Origin of the sequence: Paraburkholderia strydomiana (genome assembly GCF_031456815.1) — a bacterium.
Taxonomy (GTDB): domain Bacteria; phylum Pseudomonadota; class Gammaproteobacteria; order Burkholderiales; family Burkholderiaceae; genus Paraburkholderia; species Paraburkholderia caledonica.
In genome coordinates this window covers 20,882-35,358 of the sequence record NZ_JAVDVL010000018.1, presented here as the reverse complement: position 1 = coordinate 35,358, position 14,477 = coordinate 20,882, and the positions used below count along the sequence as shown (strand labels likewise).

The window sequence follows — 14,477 nt, the reverse complement described above, 5'->3', positions numbered from 1 at the left end:
GCAGGAACGAATCATGTCGAACGCAAACACTGTCGCATCCGATGCGCTGACCGATGTCCCGCACCACACGGTGATCGTGGTGGGCGGCGGGCAAGCTGGTTTGTCGATCAGCTACTACCTCAAAGAGGCGGGCATCGATCATCTTGTGATCGAAAAGCATACGGTCACGCATACGTGGCGCTCGCAGCGCTGGGATGCATTCTGCCTCGTCACGCCGAACTGGCAATGCGCGCTGCCGGGCCATCCGTATCGCGGCGACGATCCGCACGGCTTCATGAAGAAGGACGAGATCATCGCTTATCTGGACGGTTTCATTGCGATGGTCGATGCACCCGTGCTCGAACACACGGAAGTCCGCAAGGTCCGGCGCCTGCCGTCGGGCGGCTACTTCGTGTCGACGTCGAACGGCGACTTCACGGCCGATCAGGTCGTCGTTGCCTCGGGTGGCTATCACACCCCCATCGTGCCGCGCATGGCGGAGCGCCTGCCCGCCGGCATCGTGCAACTGCAGTCGTCGCATTACCGCAATCCGCAGGCGTTGCCGGAAGGTGCCGTGCTCGTGGTGGGTTCGGGGCAATCGGGTGCGCAGATCGCCGAAGACCTGCATCTGGCGGGCCGCAAGGTGTTTCTCGCCGTTGGGGAAGCACCGCGTTGCGCGCGTTTCTATCGTGGCCGCGACGTGGTGGACTGGCTCGCGGACATGCGCTACTACGACATGCCCGTCGACCAGCATCCGCTGCGTGAAGGCGTGCGCGACAACACGAACCATTATGTGACGGGCCGCGATGGCGGGAGAGACATCGATCTGCGACGCTTCGCGCTTGAAGGTATGGAACTGTACGGCAGGCTCGACGATCTCCGCGACGGCTGCCTGCATTTCGCACCGAACCTGAGGGGCAATCTTGATAGCGCCGACGACACATACAACCGTATCAACGCGAGCATCGACGCGTTCATCGACAAGCAGGGTATCGACGCTCCACCTGGCGCTCCCTATGAGCCGGTATGGCGCCCGGAAGGCGAGCGCACGTCGCTGGATCTCGCGCAGAGCGGCATTACGTCGATCATCTGGTGCATTGGCTTTACGCCCGATTTCAGCTGGATCGATGCGCCCGTGTTCAATGGACGTGGATATCCTGCACACAATCGCGGCATCACGCCGCAAGCGGGCTTGTATTTCATCGGACTGCCGTGGCTGCATACATGGGGATCGGGGCGCTTCTCCGGCATCGCACGCGATGCCGGGCATGTCGTCGGCGCGATCCGGGTGGCGCTCGACCAGGCGTCAACGAGCCTCGCGGCGTGAGCATGATCCAACCTTATCGGGCGGGCATGCCGCAACTGAGTTACACGGGACTGTCGGAGAACTGGTTGCTCAAGGAGTGCGGCCATCGACATTGGGAAGCGCTCGCCGCTCACGCGGGCCGCGCGCAGCCCGACTTCCGTGACGACAACGGCGGCCGCTCTTATGCAGCCTTTACGGCGATCCGCTTGCAGACCTGCGGTCTCGATTCGATCGCCGAAAACGATACGTTCGAGATCCGCAGCACGCTTTGCAGAACAGGGCCTGTGCGCCATTTCAGTACGCACCATGTCGTTCGCGACGACCTGACAGTCGCGGAGATCGGGATGTCCTCTGCGTTCGTTACACGAGGCGAGGCGCGCAGCAATCGTTCGGCGGCGCGGGCGGCACTTGCTTCACTGGCGGGTGAAATCGTGCCGATGCCCGAAGAGGCATTGGACATGACGCAGATTGGCAAACGACTTCGAGCAGACGACCGTGACGCAGTTCCCGGCCTCGGGCCTGCCACGCGCGAGCCGATCGAGTTCTTCCCGTGCCCGAATAGCGATTTCAACGGCGCTGACTTCCTGTACTTCGCGAGCTTTCAGGCCTTTATCGATCGCGCCGAGTGGCAGTGGGGGCGCTTCGGCGAGCCGCCTGTCGTCTCGAGCCGTTCGCTGTTCTATTACGGCAACGTCGACGTGGGCGATACGTTGACCGTGCATATGGTCGGACAGGCGGAAGACGGGCAGGGCATCCGGCACTGGACGGAAGTGCGGCGCAGCAGCGACGGCGCGAAAATCGCCGACGTCACGACGGAAAAACGCTGGAGGCATCGATGAATACGCAACGGCGGCGTCGGTCAGATCGCGTGAAGCTCAAGCGCGTCTATACGCGCGCGGATATTGGAGGCATCGCGCATATCGACAGCATGCCCGGCGAGGCGCCGTTCGTGCGCGGTCCATTCGCGTCGATGTATACGCAAAAACCTTGGACGATACGCCAATACGCGGGGTACGCGCAGGCCTCCGATACGAACCTCGCATTTCGCACCGCGCTGGCGGAAGGCGCACAGGGGCTCTCCGTCGCCTTTGATCTGCCGACCCAGCGCGGCTACGATTCAGACGACCCGGCTGTGAGCGCGGACGTCGGCATGACGGGTGTCGCAATCGATACAGTGGAGGACATGACTCGCCTCTTCGAAGACATTGCACTCGACCGCGTGTCTGTATCGATGACAATGAACGGGGCGGTCCTTCCTGTGCTGGCTGCTTTCATCGTCGCGGCAGAGGAAAGCGGCGTTGGCGCCTCGCAACTGAGGGGAACGATTCAGAACGACATCCTGAAAGAGTTTATGGTGCGGAATACGAGCATCTTCGCACCTGAGCCTTCATTGCGCATCGCCGCCGACGTTGTCGAGTACCTCGGCAAAAACGTGCCGCGGTTCAATGCCCTCTCGGTGTCGGGATATCACTTTCAGGAAGCGGGTGCGGACCCTGTGCTCGAACTTGCGCTGACCATGGCGAATGCGCGCAAGTACATAACGGCCCTCGCAGGTCGCGGGATGCAGGCCGATGATGTCTGTCAGCGGATGAGCTTCTTCTTCGGCGTCGGTATGGACTTCTACGTCGAAATCGCGAAGCTGAGAGCGGCACGAATTCTGTGGGCGGATATTGCCTCGGCAAGCGGCGCAACGTCGGATAGGGCGCGTGCACTGCGGATGCACTGTCAGACATCGGGATGGTCGCTAACGGCGCAGAAACCGATGAACAACGTCGTGCGCACGACGGTCGAGGCGTTGGCTGCCGTGTTCGGCGGAACGCAATCGCTGCACACTAACGGCTACGACGAAGCGCTTTCGCTTCCTTGTGCAGAAGCGTCGAGGCTCGCTCGCGACACACAGCTGGTGCTGCAGCACGAAACCGACGTATGTGATGTGGTCGATCCGTGGGCCGGTTCGTACATGATGGAGAACCTTACGGCGGAGATCTGTCAAAAGGCGCTAACGGTGATGGCAGAAATCGAACGCCGTGGTGGCGTGGTTGATGTCGTCGAATCAGGGTGGGTTCGAGAACAGATCCACAGGTCGGCTCTGAATACACAGGCGGAAATCGAGGCGGGAAGGCGCACGGTTGTGGGCGTCAACGATTTCATGACGGGATGCGATGAAGACCTTGGAGAGCCACAGACTGTCGATGGCCGGCGGGTGCGCGTGCTGCAAACGCAAAGGCTTGCTCACATCAAGGCGAGGCGTGATCCAACGAGAGTACGCGACACGCTGGATGCGCTGACGCGGGCCGCCCGCAGCAGAGACGGAAATCTTCTTGAACTGACGGTGGCATGCATGCGAGCGCGTGCCACCGTCGGCGAGTGCACGCAGGCACTGGAAGCCGAATGGCCCAGATATCAAATCGGCTTGCCGCTACTGCGTGACCACTACGGCGCAAACCTCGAAAGCGACAAGGACTGGCAGGACACATGCCGTGCGGTGGCCGACGCAACGAAGCGCCTGGGCCGTGCGCCACGTGTGTTGATTGCAAAGCTGGGACAAGACGGACATGACCGGGGCGCGCGCATTATCGCAGCGGCATTAAGCGATGCGGGCTTCGGGGTTTCCACGGGATCGATGTTCGCATCACCTTCCGACACCGTCCAATTGGCTGAAGGCGAGCGGGTTGACGTTATCGGCGTCTCCTCGCTCGCGGGCGCACAAAAAGATCTGATTACCGCCTTGCGTGATCAACTGACTGTACGCGGTCTGCGGATACCCATCGTGGTGGGCGGGATCATCGACCAGGCGAGTCAACTGGTCCTTCGACGCTCCGGAGTGGCGGCCTGCTTTCCGGCGGGCACGCCGATCAAAAAAATCGTAACGCTATTGGCTGCGATAGCTGTAGCGTCTGCAGAAAAATGCGTCGAAGGTGACCATCCGTTACACGAGAGTGCTTAACGAGTCGCGAGCTGCTGTTCGGGAGCGATGGTTACAGCACCAGGATCGCCGCGCAGTGCGCGAAGTCTGGTGGTAGAGGACAACCTTGGTCCAATCCTGCGCGCGCACGTCGAAGGGTAAGTCGGCGTGAGGCGCGCCGTCGACTTCGCGCACGTTAGAAGAACGAGCGATGGCTTTGCGGGGCAACGAAGACGGTGATTCTCGCTGCGGTCGTATGTGGTGCTGGAAGAGGTAGGTTACCTTCAGGTTGTTGTCCCACCAGAGGTTCACATATTCAACGGCAACCCCGCGATGGCAGTATTGCGGGCTGTCTTGCTGCACAGTCGATGGCTCTAGCTATGAGCATCGACCCATGCGCGAGCCCAATCCAACCCTGCGAGCTCAGCGTCCACCTCACTTTCAAAGTGGCCAAGGACACCTGAAGCATGGACAAGCTTGCCGCGAAGGGTGATGGTTCCGCTCGCCGCATAAGGTTCTCGCTGAAGCTCACCCTCGAGCTCGACGATTGAGTGTCCCCACACTTGATACCCGTGGTAGCTCTGCGATTGCATTAGCGGACGACGCGAGCGGATAGCGCATGGCCTCTCACGCGAAGGACGTTGCCTTCCGGTGTGACCTGCCGCGGAATTTCAGACATGTCCGGTGCGTCTTTAGGCAAAGTCCTTTGCACATTGCCCCGTTTCGCGACGAGCTTTGATGCAGGCGCCGATGTGCGCCGCGAATACACCTTCTTCGCATGCAAAGCCACGTGCCGCCGCACGGCGAGCTTGTGCAGGGCAGTCGCCCTATGTGGCGCAGTCCCGCGCGCCTCCGGCGGATTCCAGACTTCCGAATATGTGCCGGCTCCGAAAGCAGTCGGCGCGAGCGCCGCCGTCAACAACGCAAGTCCAAGTCTTCGCACGCTTTCCCCCTTGCCTAGTGGCCTCCAGAATGGTTTCGCTAACGCGCCCCAAGCACTCGAAGGCAGCGGACTCACTGGCCCTACGACGCGAGCTCGCCCAGCGCCGACTAACCCTTCGCCTCAAACGTCGCATTTTCCAGCATGGAAAGGCTCGCCGCTTGGTCCACACCCAACGACTGCTTCATTGCTCCGGAAAACTTGACGGTTCGCCGTCACGAAATACCCGCCCGACACTGTACATCCATACAGGTTTTCGCGCAATGACGTCTGCCATGCGTTGCGACATCCAGTGGCAAGGAGCTCGGAACGTCGTTTGCTGTCCGTAGTGTCTCTGCCACCACGCAAGCATTCACGATGGCAGGCGACAATTCCTGTCAGTCGCGGGCTTTCGCGTCGGGTACATCCCCGCGCGAGATGCAGTGTGCGCCCGACAGGGTAGTCGGGCATCGTCCATAACGCGGCTCCTGATTACACTGCTCAATGGCTACAGCACGCGGTTCGCAATCTCCGGCCCTAAGCCGTTACAGGAAGATGCGAGACTTCGGGCATACGCCCGAACCGGCGCCTGCGAAGCGGGCAACGCGCCAGCCAGCGCGTCTAAGCTTCGTCGTGCAGAAGCATTGGGCTAGCCGCCTTCACTATGACTTCCGTCTCGAGCTTGACGGTGTGCTGCTATCCTGGGCGGTACCCAAGGGGCCCTGCTACGACCCGAAAGAAAAGAGAATGGCCGTCCACGTGGAGGACCATCCGGTCGAATATGCAACATTCGAAGGGAAAATCCCGCCCAGGCAGTATGGAGCCGGTACGGTGATTGTGTGGGACCGCGGGACGTGGGAGCCTGTCGGGGACCCTCGAAAGGCAATGAAGGCCGGCAAGCTGGTCTTCCGCCTCCATGGCGAAAAGCTGGCCGGCAGCCAGGACCAGTGGATGCTGTTCAAGAAGCGCGACGAGTGGGCTCAACCGTTAGCCGAGTATGACGTCATTAAGGCGCTGCCCGACAGCGTCACGACAAAACCGCTAGGCCTCATCGAAGAGCGTGAGCCAAAAGTATCCCGGCCCGCGCCGGTCACTCCGCCGGCGATAGACCTGTCGGCCGCAGTCCGCGCGCCGCTACCCGCAAAACTCGAACCGCAGCGCGCGACCCTGGCCTCGTCGCTACCTGCAACCGGCGACTGGATAATCGAATCCAAGCTGGATGGTTACCGGATGCTCGCCCGGGTCGACAAGGGGCGGGTACGGTTATTCACAAGCGGCGGCCACGACTGGACGGAGAAACTCGCGACGCTGGCGACTGAAGTCGCGAAGCTCCCCCTCTCCAGTGGATGGCTGGACGGGGAGATAGTCGTGCTCAGGGACGGGCTGCCGGATTTCGGCGCTTTACAGACTGCGATAGATGGCGCAGCGAATGACGAAATCGTCTATTTCCTGTTCGACCTGCCGTACTGTGACGGGAATGACCTGACGGGCGTCCCACTTTGGGCGAGGCGCGCGCGACTGGCACAGCTTCTTGAGAAGGATAGCGACCGTATCCGCTTCAGCCAGGATTTTGACGCACCAATCGTGCAGATGTTTGAAGCCGCAGCGGGACTCGGACTCGAGGGCTTGATGCTGAAGCGTCGCGACGCCCGATATGAGTCCGGACGGACCGAAGCCTGGCTGAAAGCGAAATGCCGGTTGAGGCAGGAGTTCGTTGTGTGTGGCTTCACCGCCAGGGGCGGTAAGGAAGGCGAAGTCGGCAGTTTGCTGCTTGGCTACTACGCAGGCAAAAAGCTTCACGACGCGGGTAGCGTGGGCACTGGCTGGAACGCTCGAACAGGCCGGGACCTCTGGCACCGACTGCTTCCTCTGGAACGGGAGACGAGCCCGTTCGACGTCGCCGTATCAAAGCCAGGCCGCTGGTCCAGGCGTGCCGCCGGCGCTGAACGTTGGGTACATCCAGAATTGGTTGCCGAAGTCGAGTTTGCGGAGTGGACAGGCGAAGGCGTTGTCCGGCAGGCTTCCTTCAAGGGCTTGCGTGTTGATAAGCCCGCGCACCGCGTAGTCCGTGAAACCGGCGAACCGCTGAAGCCAGCTCCTGTCTCGCAGGTAAAGGTCACGCATCCGGAGCGGGTCGTTGACCCTGCGAGCGGCGTCAGCAAACTCGAACTCGTCCGGTACTACGAAAGCGTCGCCGAGTGGATGCTGCCGCACCTTGTAGACCGGCCAATTGCAATGGTTCGCGCGCCGGCGGGTATAGCCGGTCAGACGTTTTTCCAGAAGCACGCGGAAAAGACCGCTATGCCCGGACTAAAGACGCACGACCGCAATCTGTGGATGAATCAACCGCCCGTGCTCACGGTCGACACTGCAGACGCGCTCCTGTCGGCAGCGCAGATGAATGTCGTTGAGTTCCACACGTGGAATTCAACGACCCAGCACGTTGATACACCGGATAGGGTCATCTTCGACCTCGACCCTGGCGAGGGAGTGAAGTGGAAGCAGGTTCAGGAGGCCGCGCTTCTTACGCGGGCGTTGCTTGAGGAGCTTGACCTGCAGGCGTGGTTGAAGACGAGCGGCGGTAAAGGGCTGCACGTCGTCGTTCCGCTTGCGCCCAGACTCGACTACAAATCCGTCAAGTCGTTCTCGCAGGCGTTCGTCAGACATCTGGCAAAAACGATTCCCGACCGCTTCTCCGCAACATCAGGAGCAGCCAACCGAATCGGCAAAATCTATGTCGATTACCTGCGCAATGGCAAGGCGCAAACCACTGCCGCCGCCTTCTCCGCGCGGGCGCGGCCAGGAATGGGCGTCTCGATGCCCGTGTCATGGGAACAACTGTCCGACCTTAAAAGCGGTGCACAGTGGACGGTGCAAACGGCGAGGGAGTATCTTAGCTTTCAGACGCGAGACCCTTGGGAAGCTTACTGGTCGGCGAGACAGTCGCTGGCGTCGGCGATAAAGCGCCTGCGATGAATTGCCTGGGATGCAAACGGCTGGCGCTGGCAGGAATAGGGGCTACAGGCGAGAGATTCGTTCAAGCGCGGCAGGGCGCTGACGTGCCCGTGAGTCAGTCTCCCAATGCGGACCTGACACTCACCGGCACAAGACGTGCTCTGTCGCGTGCAATCGGGCTGCGGACTTTGAATCATTGCAGCGCCGATAAATTACCGCGTCCGCTCACAGGAGGCTCACATGGCGGCTCGTTCCATCGCATCGCTGACACTGTCCTTCGGTCTTGTGTCCATTCCGGTGAAACTGTATTCGGCGACGGATAGCGCCGCGGGTGTGGGCTTCAATCTTCTGACGCCGGAGGGAGGCCGCGTAAAGCAGCAGTACATCTCTGAGGCCACGGGCGCGGTGGTGGCGCGAGCGGACATGAAGAAGGGATACGAGTTCGAGAAAGGGCAGTTCGTCGTCTTCGCTCCGGAAGAACTGAAAGCGCTGGAAGAAGGCGCGAGTCACGTCGTGGAGATTGTGTCGTTCGTTCCTGAGAAGTCAGTGGACCCCTTGTACTACGACAAGGCGTACTTCATCGCGCCTGACAAACGCGGTGGCAAACCGTACAGCCTGCTTCAGCTTGCGATGCGAGAAAGCGGACGCTGCGCGCTGGCAAAATGGTCGTACAAGGGCAAGACCCGAATCGTTCAGATACGGCCTGCCGAAGACGGCATGGTATTCCAGCAACTGCTGTTCGCCGATGAGGTGCGCGCGCTGAGCGATTTGCACATCGAACAGGTGACTGTCAGCGATACCGAGCTCAAACTTGCGCTGCAAATCATCGACCAAGTGTCGGAAGACGCCTATGACCCGACGGCTTACGAGGACGAAGAGAAGAAGCGGATACTCGAAGCCATTGACCGGAAGATAGCAGGCAAACAGATTGTTTCGCCTGAGGCACCGGCCGAAGAGTCAGGCGGTCAGGTGATTGACCTGATGGAAGCACTTCGCGCCAGTCTCAGCGCCAATAAGGAGAAACGTGAGGCGCCGGTGAGGACGGCGGCGGCGAAGACGCCGGCCACGAAAAAGACTTCACCCGCTGAGGTCGAGGTACTCGCCGCCAAACCGCGCCGGCCTGTCAAGCGCGCGACACCGAAACCGGACGTCAAAGAGGCGCCACCAGCAAAGGTCCGGGCACGCAAGTGACAAGACGGAGCCAGTCTAACGATTACTCGTTGCGCAGCCTGCAGTCGCTGCTTGGCGTGTCGCGTCGGGTCCTTTCCGGGCTGATTGACGCCGGATTTGTCCACCCGTCGCGTGGCCGACGCAACGAACTTCGATTCTCCTTCCAGGACGTCGTGCTGCTGCGCACTGCGTTCCAGCTGCAATCTGCCAAAGTCTCCGCACGAAAAATTCTGAGGGCGCTTGCCAAACTGAAAGCCGAACTCCCTGACGAGCTTCCACTGTCAGGGATTCGAATCACGTCTGTGGGTGAGACCGTGGCCGTGAGGTCGGGACAGGCGCAGTGGGACGCTGATTCGGGCCAGCATCTGCTCGACTTCGAGGTCGCGCCTATCCGGGGGGACGTAGCATTTCTCGACTCGGTGCCACGAAACCAGGAGAGCCGTGAAGAACAGGCGGAAGAATGGTTCGCACTGGCCGAACAGTTGACCGAAACCGACGCTGTCGGTGCAGAGCAGGCCTACCGGAAAGTGCTCGAGCTCTCGCCATCACCGCACTACGACGCATACACCAACCTGGGCGTTTTGCTATGCGAGGCAGAGACGCGCTGCGATGAAGCATTGTCCATTTTTGAAGATGCGCTTGAGCACTTTCCCGAGGACGCCTTACTGCACTTCAATCGGGCGGTCGTCCTCGAAGAGCTTCAACGCTACGATGCGGCCGAAGCGGCCTATCAGCGATGCATAGAACTCGACCCGACGCATGCCGATGCTCATTTCAACCTCGCAAGGTTGAGTGAGATTCGTGGCGACAAGCAAGGCCTCGTCCGGCATCTCAGCGCTTATCGTCGGCTCGTCGGCTGAACCGGCTTCACCCGCGCGCCACTATCCATTGCTGTCAATCCAGGCGCGCGACCATGCCAGTCCCGCTTCTTCTGCGTTCTGCACGTTGTCAAATAGACCAGAACGCCTGAGGCTTCGACGAACTTTTTGTCGCGAGTTCAATTCGTTAGTGGCATAAGGATTCCTTCCCGCCCGCGATTTTTGTCGACTCGCCGGACCTTATCGCAACACAACTTCCAGTGCAGCACGCAGTTTCCATCAGCGGGTACTGCGAGACGTTCTCTGCCTTGGCCAGCGCGCGGTTCCGCGTCTTTTCGATTCTTTCATCGGTGACCCGTATCGGCGGAATTCTAGCGTCCATCTCTTACTGCGACACAACCAGAGATCGCCCGGTACCAATTCCACGAGGCGCTCGTCTCATGTCGCTCAAATTCCAGCAGCACCCTGGGCTCCCGACACGGGCAAAAAAAGCGGACTCTCGAAGGCAAATGTGAGACCCGCGCGTAAGCAACTCACGCTTGAGATGCCCAGAAGTATTTGTTGTGCTTTTCTTTTTTGTCGATCTAAAGTCAACCGTCGAACGCTTACTGATTGTTCGTGAGCACCTCACAGAAATATTTGTTGCACACCTCATCGAGGAAATAAATCGACAAAGCGGTTCACACCGACATTCTTAGTAATCCGACATAAACCATTCACCGAAACGGGAATCTGAAATGCGCAAGATGGCTTTGGCTTGTTCTGCAGCACTCGTTGCACTCGGCATCGTGACAGTGACGCCGGCCCGGGCCGAGGTCACGCTGTACGGCATTCTCGATACGTACCTGGGTTATACGAACGCAGGCGGCAAGGGCGCGCAGACCGCGATGCAGAGCGGCGGTCTGTCGGCAAGCCGCGTAGGGATCAGAGGAAGCGAAGATCTCGGCGGCGGCCTGCGTGCAACCTTCGATCTCGAGAACGGCATCCTCACGAACTCCGGCGCGGCGACGGATTCCACGCTCGCTTTCAGCCGCAGTGCGTGGGTGGGTCTCGGCACGCCGTATGGTGAATTCCGTTTCGGCCGTCAGAACTCGGTGCTGCTGCTGATGCACAGCAAGTTCGACGCATTCTCCGGCGGCACCTATGGCTCGTTTCTTCACAACGCGTCGACGTTCGTGTTTCGCTACGACAACATGATCACGTACTGGTCGCCGAACATCGCGGGATTCACGTTCTCCGCGGGTGCGAGCCTGGGTGGTCAGACGTCGCCGCATGACGCGTTGAATGCCTACGTGGGATCGATCGATTATCAGCGTGGCCCGCTTTATCTCGGCGTCAGCCACGCGGAACAGAATGGCGCGAACGGAACAGTCAATACGAAGACGACGTTCGCGGGCGGCAGTTATCAGTTCGGCAGTGTGACGGGCTACTTCGGCTATTACCGCGGCAACAACCTCGGCTCGAACATTTCAACCAATGTCCAAGGCAAATATCACAGCGTCTATTCGCTATCGGCGACCTACAGCGTCACACCGGCGCTACGGCTCGCGGCCGGCGTCGGCTACGCGAAGGATAGTTCAGGCCAGGATAACAACGCGGGAGAAGTGAGCGTTGGCGCGTTCTACAGTTTCAGCAAGCGGACACTGGTCTATGGAACGTTTGAACGGCTCGTGAACCGCCACGGCGCGACCTATGCGCTGATCGCCAACGGGCCCATCACGCCGAATACGCCGACGCGAGGAGAAGGCGTGACTGGCGCGCAGCTCGGCATACTGCATTCGTTCTGACGGCACGAAGGCGCAGTGAACGCCATGCAGATATGTCGTGCGGGAGAGGACCGAGAGCGCCGTGACATATCGCTGAACAGCTCAGAAGTGACGTTTTTTTTACGTGCATTTTTTTAATGGCTGTTCTAAGTTAACTCATCACCTGCCCACGCGGGTCCTTGTGAGCAGCCTACGAGACGAAGGAGAGGTGTCGTGGAAGATCCTGCAGCTCCGACGGTGGAATTGATCGACTGTTCGAACGAAGCAAAACTGCTCAGTGAGCGGGCGTGTTCGGCGATCCGTCAGGACATTCTGTCCTGCGTAATCGAACCGGCCGCCACGCTGACGGAAAGCGCACTTACCGCACGCTACGGCATCGGCAAGGCAACCTGCAGGGTGGCGCTGCAGCGTCTCGCGCAGGAAGGCTTTGTGCGCATCGTGCCGCGTCAGGGCTACGTGGTAACGCCGATTACGTTGAAGGATGTGGAAGAAGTGTTTGCGCTTCGCCTTGACCTTGAGCCGCTATCGGCGCGCCTCGCTGCGGGCAAGGCGGATATCGACCTGTTGAACCGGCTGGAGCGCGCGTGCCGCAACGACGATACGTCGCTTGGCATCGGCAGCCGGATTGGCATCTTCATGGACGCGAACGCCGCTTTCCACATGGCGATCGCCGAATGTTCGGGCAACAGCCGGCTGGTTCGCATGCTGGGCGGCCTGCTCAACGATATGGCGCGGCTCGTGTCGCTCGGCTTCGGCGTGCAGAACACCAAGCCGGAGATCCGCCATGACCACACCGCGATGATCAGCGCCCTCGCGAGCGGCGACTGCAAGCGCGCCGAGCAGATCGCGCACCGGCATGTGGCGACGTTCCGCGACATGACGATGGAAAAGGTAATGGCGAGCCTGCGCGACACGCATGCGGGCGCACCGATCGTCCCACTGCGAGGCGCACGATGAACGCTGTGACTACTCAAGCCATGTTCGAGAAGGCAACCACGGTACGCAACGCGGTGGAAGTGGAGCACGTTTCGAAGCACTACGGCAAGCTGGCGGTGCTCGAAGACATCAGTCTGACCGCGCCTTCGGGTTCGGTGCTGGCGATCGTCGGCGCGTCCGGATGCGGCAAGAGCACGTTGCTCAACATCATCGCAGGATTGGCACAGGCGGATCAGGGCGACGTGCGGATCGACGGAGTGGCCGGCGAGCCGACTCACGATACCCGCGTGGTCAGCTACATGTTCCAGGAGGACCGCCTGCTGCCCTGGCGCACGATCGTGGCGAACACGGAATTCGGTCTCGAAGCGGGTTCGCTCAACGCGGAACGGCGGCGCGAACGCGCGCTGGCCGCACTGAAGATGACCGGCCTTGAAGGATTCGAGCACGCCTACCCGCACGAACTCTCGGGCGGCATGCGCAGCCGGGTGGCGCTTGCGCGCAGCCTGGTCGTGAAGCCGTACATCCTGTTGATGGACGAACCGTTTTCCAAGCTCGACCCGCAGATGCGCTCGCAGATGCACGCGGAACTGCTGCGAATCCGCGAGCAGCTGAAGATGACCGTCGTATTCGTCACACACGACGTGGAAGAAGCCATCGTGCTCGCGGATAAGGTGGTTGTCCTGCGTCCACGGCCGGGACGCGTGCGCGATGCGCTGATGATCGACCTGCCGCGACCGCGTGACCCGCTCGCCGCCGAAGTCGCGGAAACGGTGCGCCGCGTGCGCGCCCTCATTTAAGGACGTTGCGATGTCTTCTGTTTCGACCGCCAGTTCTGTTTTTCCCGCACGGTTCGGCCGACTGACGCGTTTCGCAAGAGTCGCCGGTCAGCGTCTTTCGCTGCTCGCCATTTTCCTGATCCTGTGGTGGGTGGCGGCGCAACGCGTGCCAGCCTTCATTCTGCCCGGTCCGGGGAAAACGTGGAATGCGCTGCTTGACCTGATCGCCACCGGTACCTTTGCCGAAGATCTTGGCATTACGCTGTACCGCGTCGTCGCAGGTTTCCTGCTGGCCGCGCTGGTCGGCACGCCGCTCGGCATCCTGCTCGGCGCGAACCGGCGCCTCGGCAGTTTCTGCGAGCCGGTGCTGTCGGTCGTCAACACGGTATCCGCCGCGATCTGGGCCATCTTCGCGTTGATCTGGTTCGGCATCTCGAATGGTACGACCATCTTCGTCGTGTTCATGGAAGCGATGCCGCTGATTCTCACGAACGTGTGGCAGGGCGCGCAAAGCGTCAACGCCGAATATGTCGAGCTTGCCCGCAGCTTTCAGATGTCGCGCAGCAAGGTGATGACCAAGATCTATCTGCCCACCGTGCTGCCGTATTTCTTCTCCGGTGCGCGCCTCGCGTTCGGTTTCGGCTGGCGGGTGTCGCTGGTGGCGGAGACGATCGGTTCTTCGAACGGCGTCGGCTACCGGCTGCGTCAGGCGGCGGATCTTGTTCAGACCGATCAGGTGTTCGCATGGACACTCACTATGGTCGTGCTGATGGTGGTGCTCGAGTACGGCGTTCTCAAGCCGCTTGAAAACCACCTGTTCCGCTGGAAGAAACGGGCATAGGGAACGGGCTCGCGGTGCACTGCTGCCGCGCCGCGAGCCGAAGTGGCTGAAATAGTCGAACATTTACGAAGAAGCAGCGCGTTTGCATTCTATAAATAGGAGTACA

11 protein-coding genes are annotated in these 14,477 nt (G+C 60.6%); 10 read left to right on the top strand and 1 reads right to left on the bottom strand.

Annotation, left to right across the window (positions count from 1 at the left end; genetic code table 11):
* The first annotated feature begins 13 nt into the window (after positions 1-13).
* The 3 genes from J2W46_RS31065 to scpA are packed head-to-tail and all read left to right on the top strand — an operon-like array spanning position 14 to position 4,232.
* Positions 14-1,306, top strand: a complete 1,293-nt coding sequence (locus tag J2W46_RS31065) for an MSMEG_0569 family flavin-dependent oxidoreductase (protein WP_310359229.1) — start codon at positions 14-16, stop codon at positions 1,304-1,306.
* 2 nt (positions 1,307-1,308) lie between these two features.
* Entirely contained in the window at positions 1,309-2,124 is an 816-nt protein-coding gene (locus J2W46_RS31060; protein ID WP_310359340.1) for a Pnap_2097 family protein, read from the top strand.
* A complete protein-coding gene (gene scpA / locus J2W46_RS31055) occupies positions 2,121-4,232 on the top strand; it encodes a methylmalonyl-CoA mutase (RefSeq protein WP_310359224.1) in 2,112 nt (703 codons plus the stop codon). Before J2W46_RS31060 ends, scpA begins: the two co-directional genes overlap by 4 nt.
* Before the next feature lie 332 nt (positions 4,233-4,564).
* On the opposite strand, the gene J2W46_RS31050 is transcribed toward scpA, so the two are convergent.
* Positions 4,565-4,783 carry a hypothetical protein gene (locus J2W46_RS31050; protein ID WP_020066055.1) on the bottom strand — a complete coding sequence of 73 codons (219 nt, stop codon included), beginning with the start codon at positions 4,781-4,783 and terminating at the stop codon, positions 4,565-4,567.
* Positions 4,784-5,613: 830 nt separating this feature from the next.
* On the opposite strand from J2W46_RS31050, the gene ligD reads away from it, so the two are divergent.
* The 7 genes from ligD (at position 5,614) to J2W46_RS31015 (ending at position 14,371) form a co-directional block, all read left to right on the top strand.
* Complete coding sequence (gene ligD, locus J2W46_RS31045) at positions 5,614-8,085, top strand: DNA ligase D (protein ID WP_310359220.1); 2,472 nt, start codon at positions 5,614-5,616, stop codon at positions 8,083-8,085.
* A gap of 219 nt (positions 8,086-8,304) precedes the next feature.
* The gene (gene ku / locus J2W46_RS31040) at positions 8,305-9,255 is read left to right on the top strand and encodes a non-homologous end joining protein Ku (RefSeq protein ID WP_310359217.1); all 951 of its coding nucleotides are present in this window, start codon (positions 8,305-8,307) and stop codon (positions 9,253-9,255) included.
* 29 nt (positions 9,256-9,284) lie between these two features.
* A complete protein-coding gene (locus tag J2W46_RS31035) occupies positions 9,285-10,094 on the top strand; it encodes a tetratricopeptide repeat protein (protein ID WP_374726897.1) in 810 nt (269 codons plus the stop codon).
* Positions 10,095-10,789: 695 nt separating this feature from the next.
* Positions 10,790-11,839, top strand: a complete 1,050-nt coding sequence (locus J2W46_RS31030; RefSeq protein WP_310359212.1) for a porin — start codon at positions 10,790-10,792, stop codon at positions 11,837-11,839.
* A gap of 192 nt (positions 11,840-12,031) precedes the next feature.
* Entirely contained in the window at positions 12,032-12,775 is a 744-nt protein-coding gene (locus tag J2W46_RS31025) for a GntR family transcriptional regulator (RefSeq protein ID WP_310359208.1), read from the top strand.
* Positions 12,772-13,551: an ABC transporter ATP-binding protein gene (locus J2W46_RS31020; RefSeq protein WP_007176422.1), complete on the top strand. Its 780-nt coding sequence runs from the start codon at positions 12,772-12,774 to the stop codon at positions 13,549-13,551. Before J2W46_RS31025 ends, J2W46_RS31020 begins: the two co-directional genes overlap by 4 nt.
* Before the next feature lie 10 nt (positions 13,552-13,561).
* Positions 13,562-14,371 carry an ABC transporter permease gene (locus tag J2W46_RS31015; protein ID WP_087754641.1) on the top strand — a complete coding sequence of 270 codons (810 nt, stop codon included), beginning with the start codon at positions 13,562-13,564 and terminating at the stop codon, positions 14,369-14,371.
* The last annotated feature ends 106 nt before the right edge of the window (positions 14,372-14,477 follow it).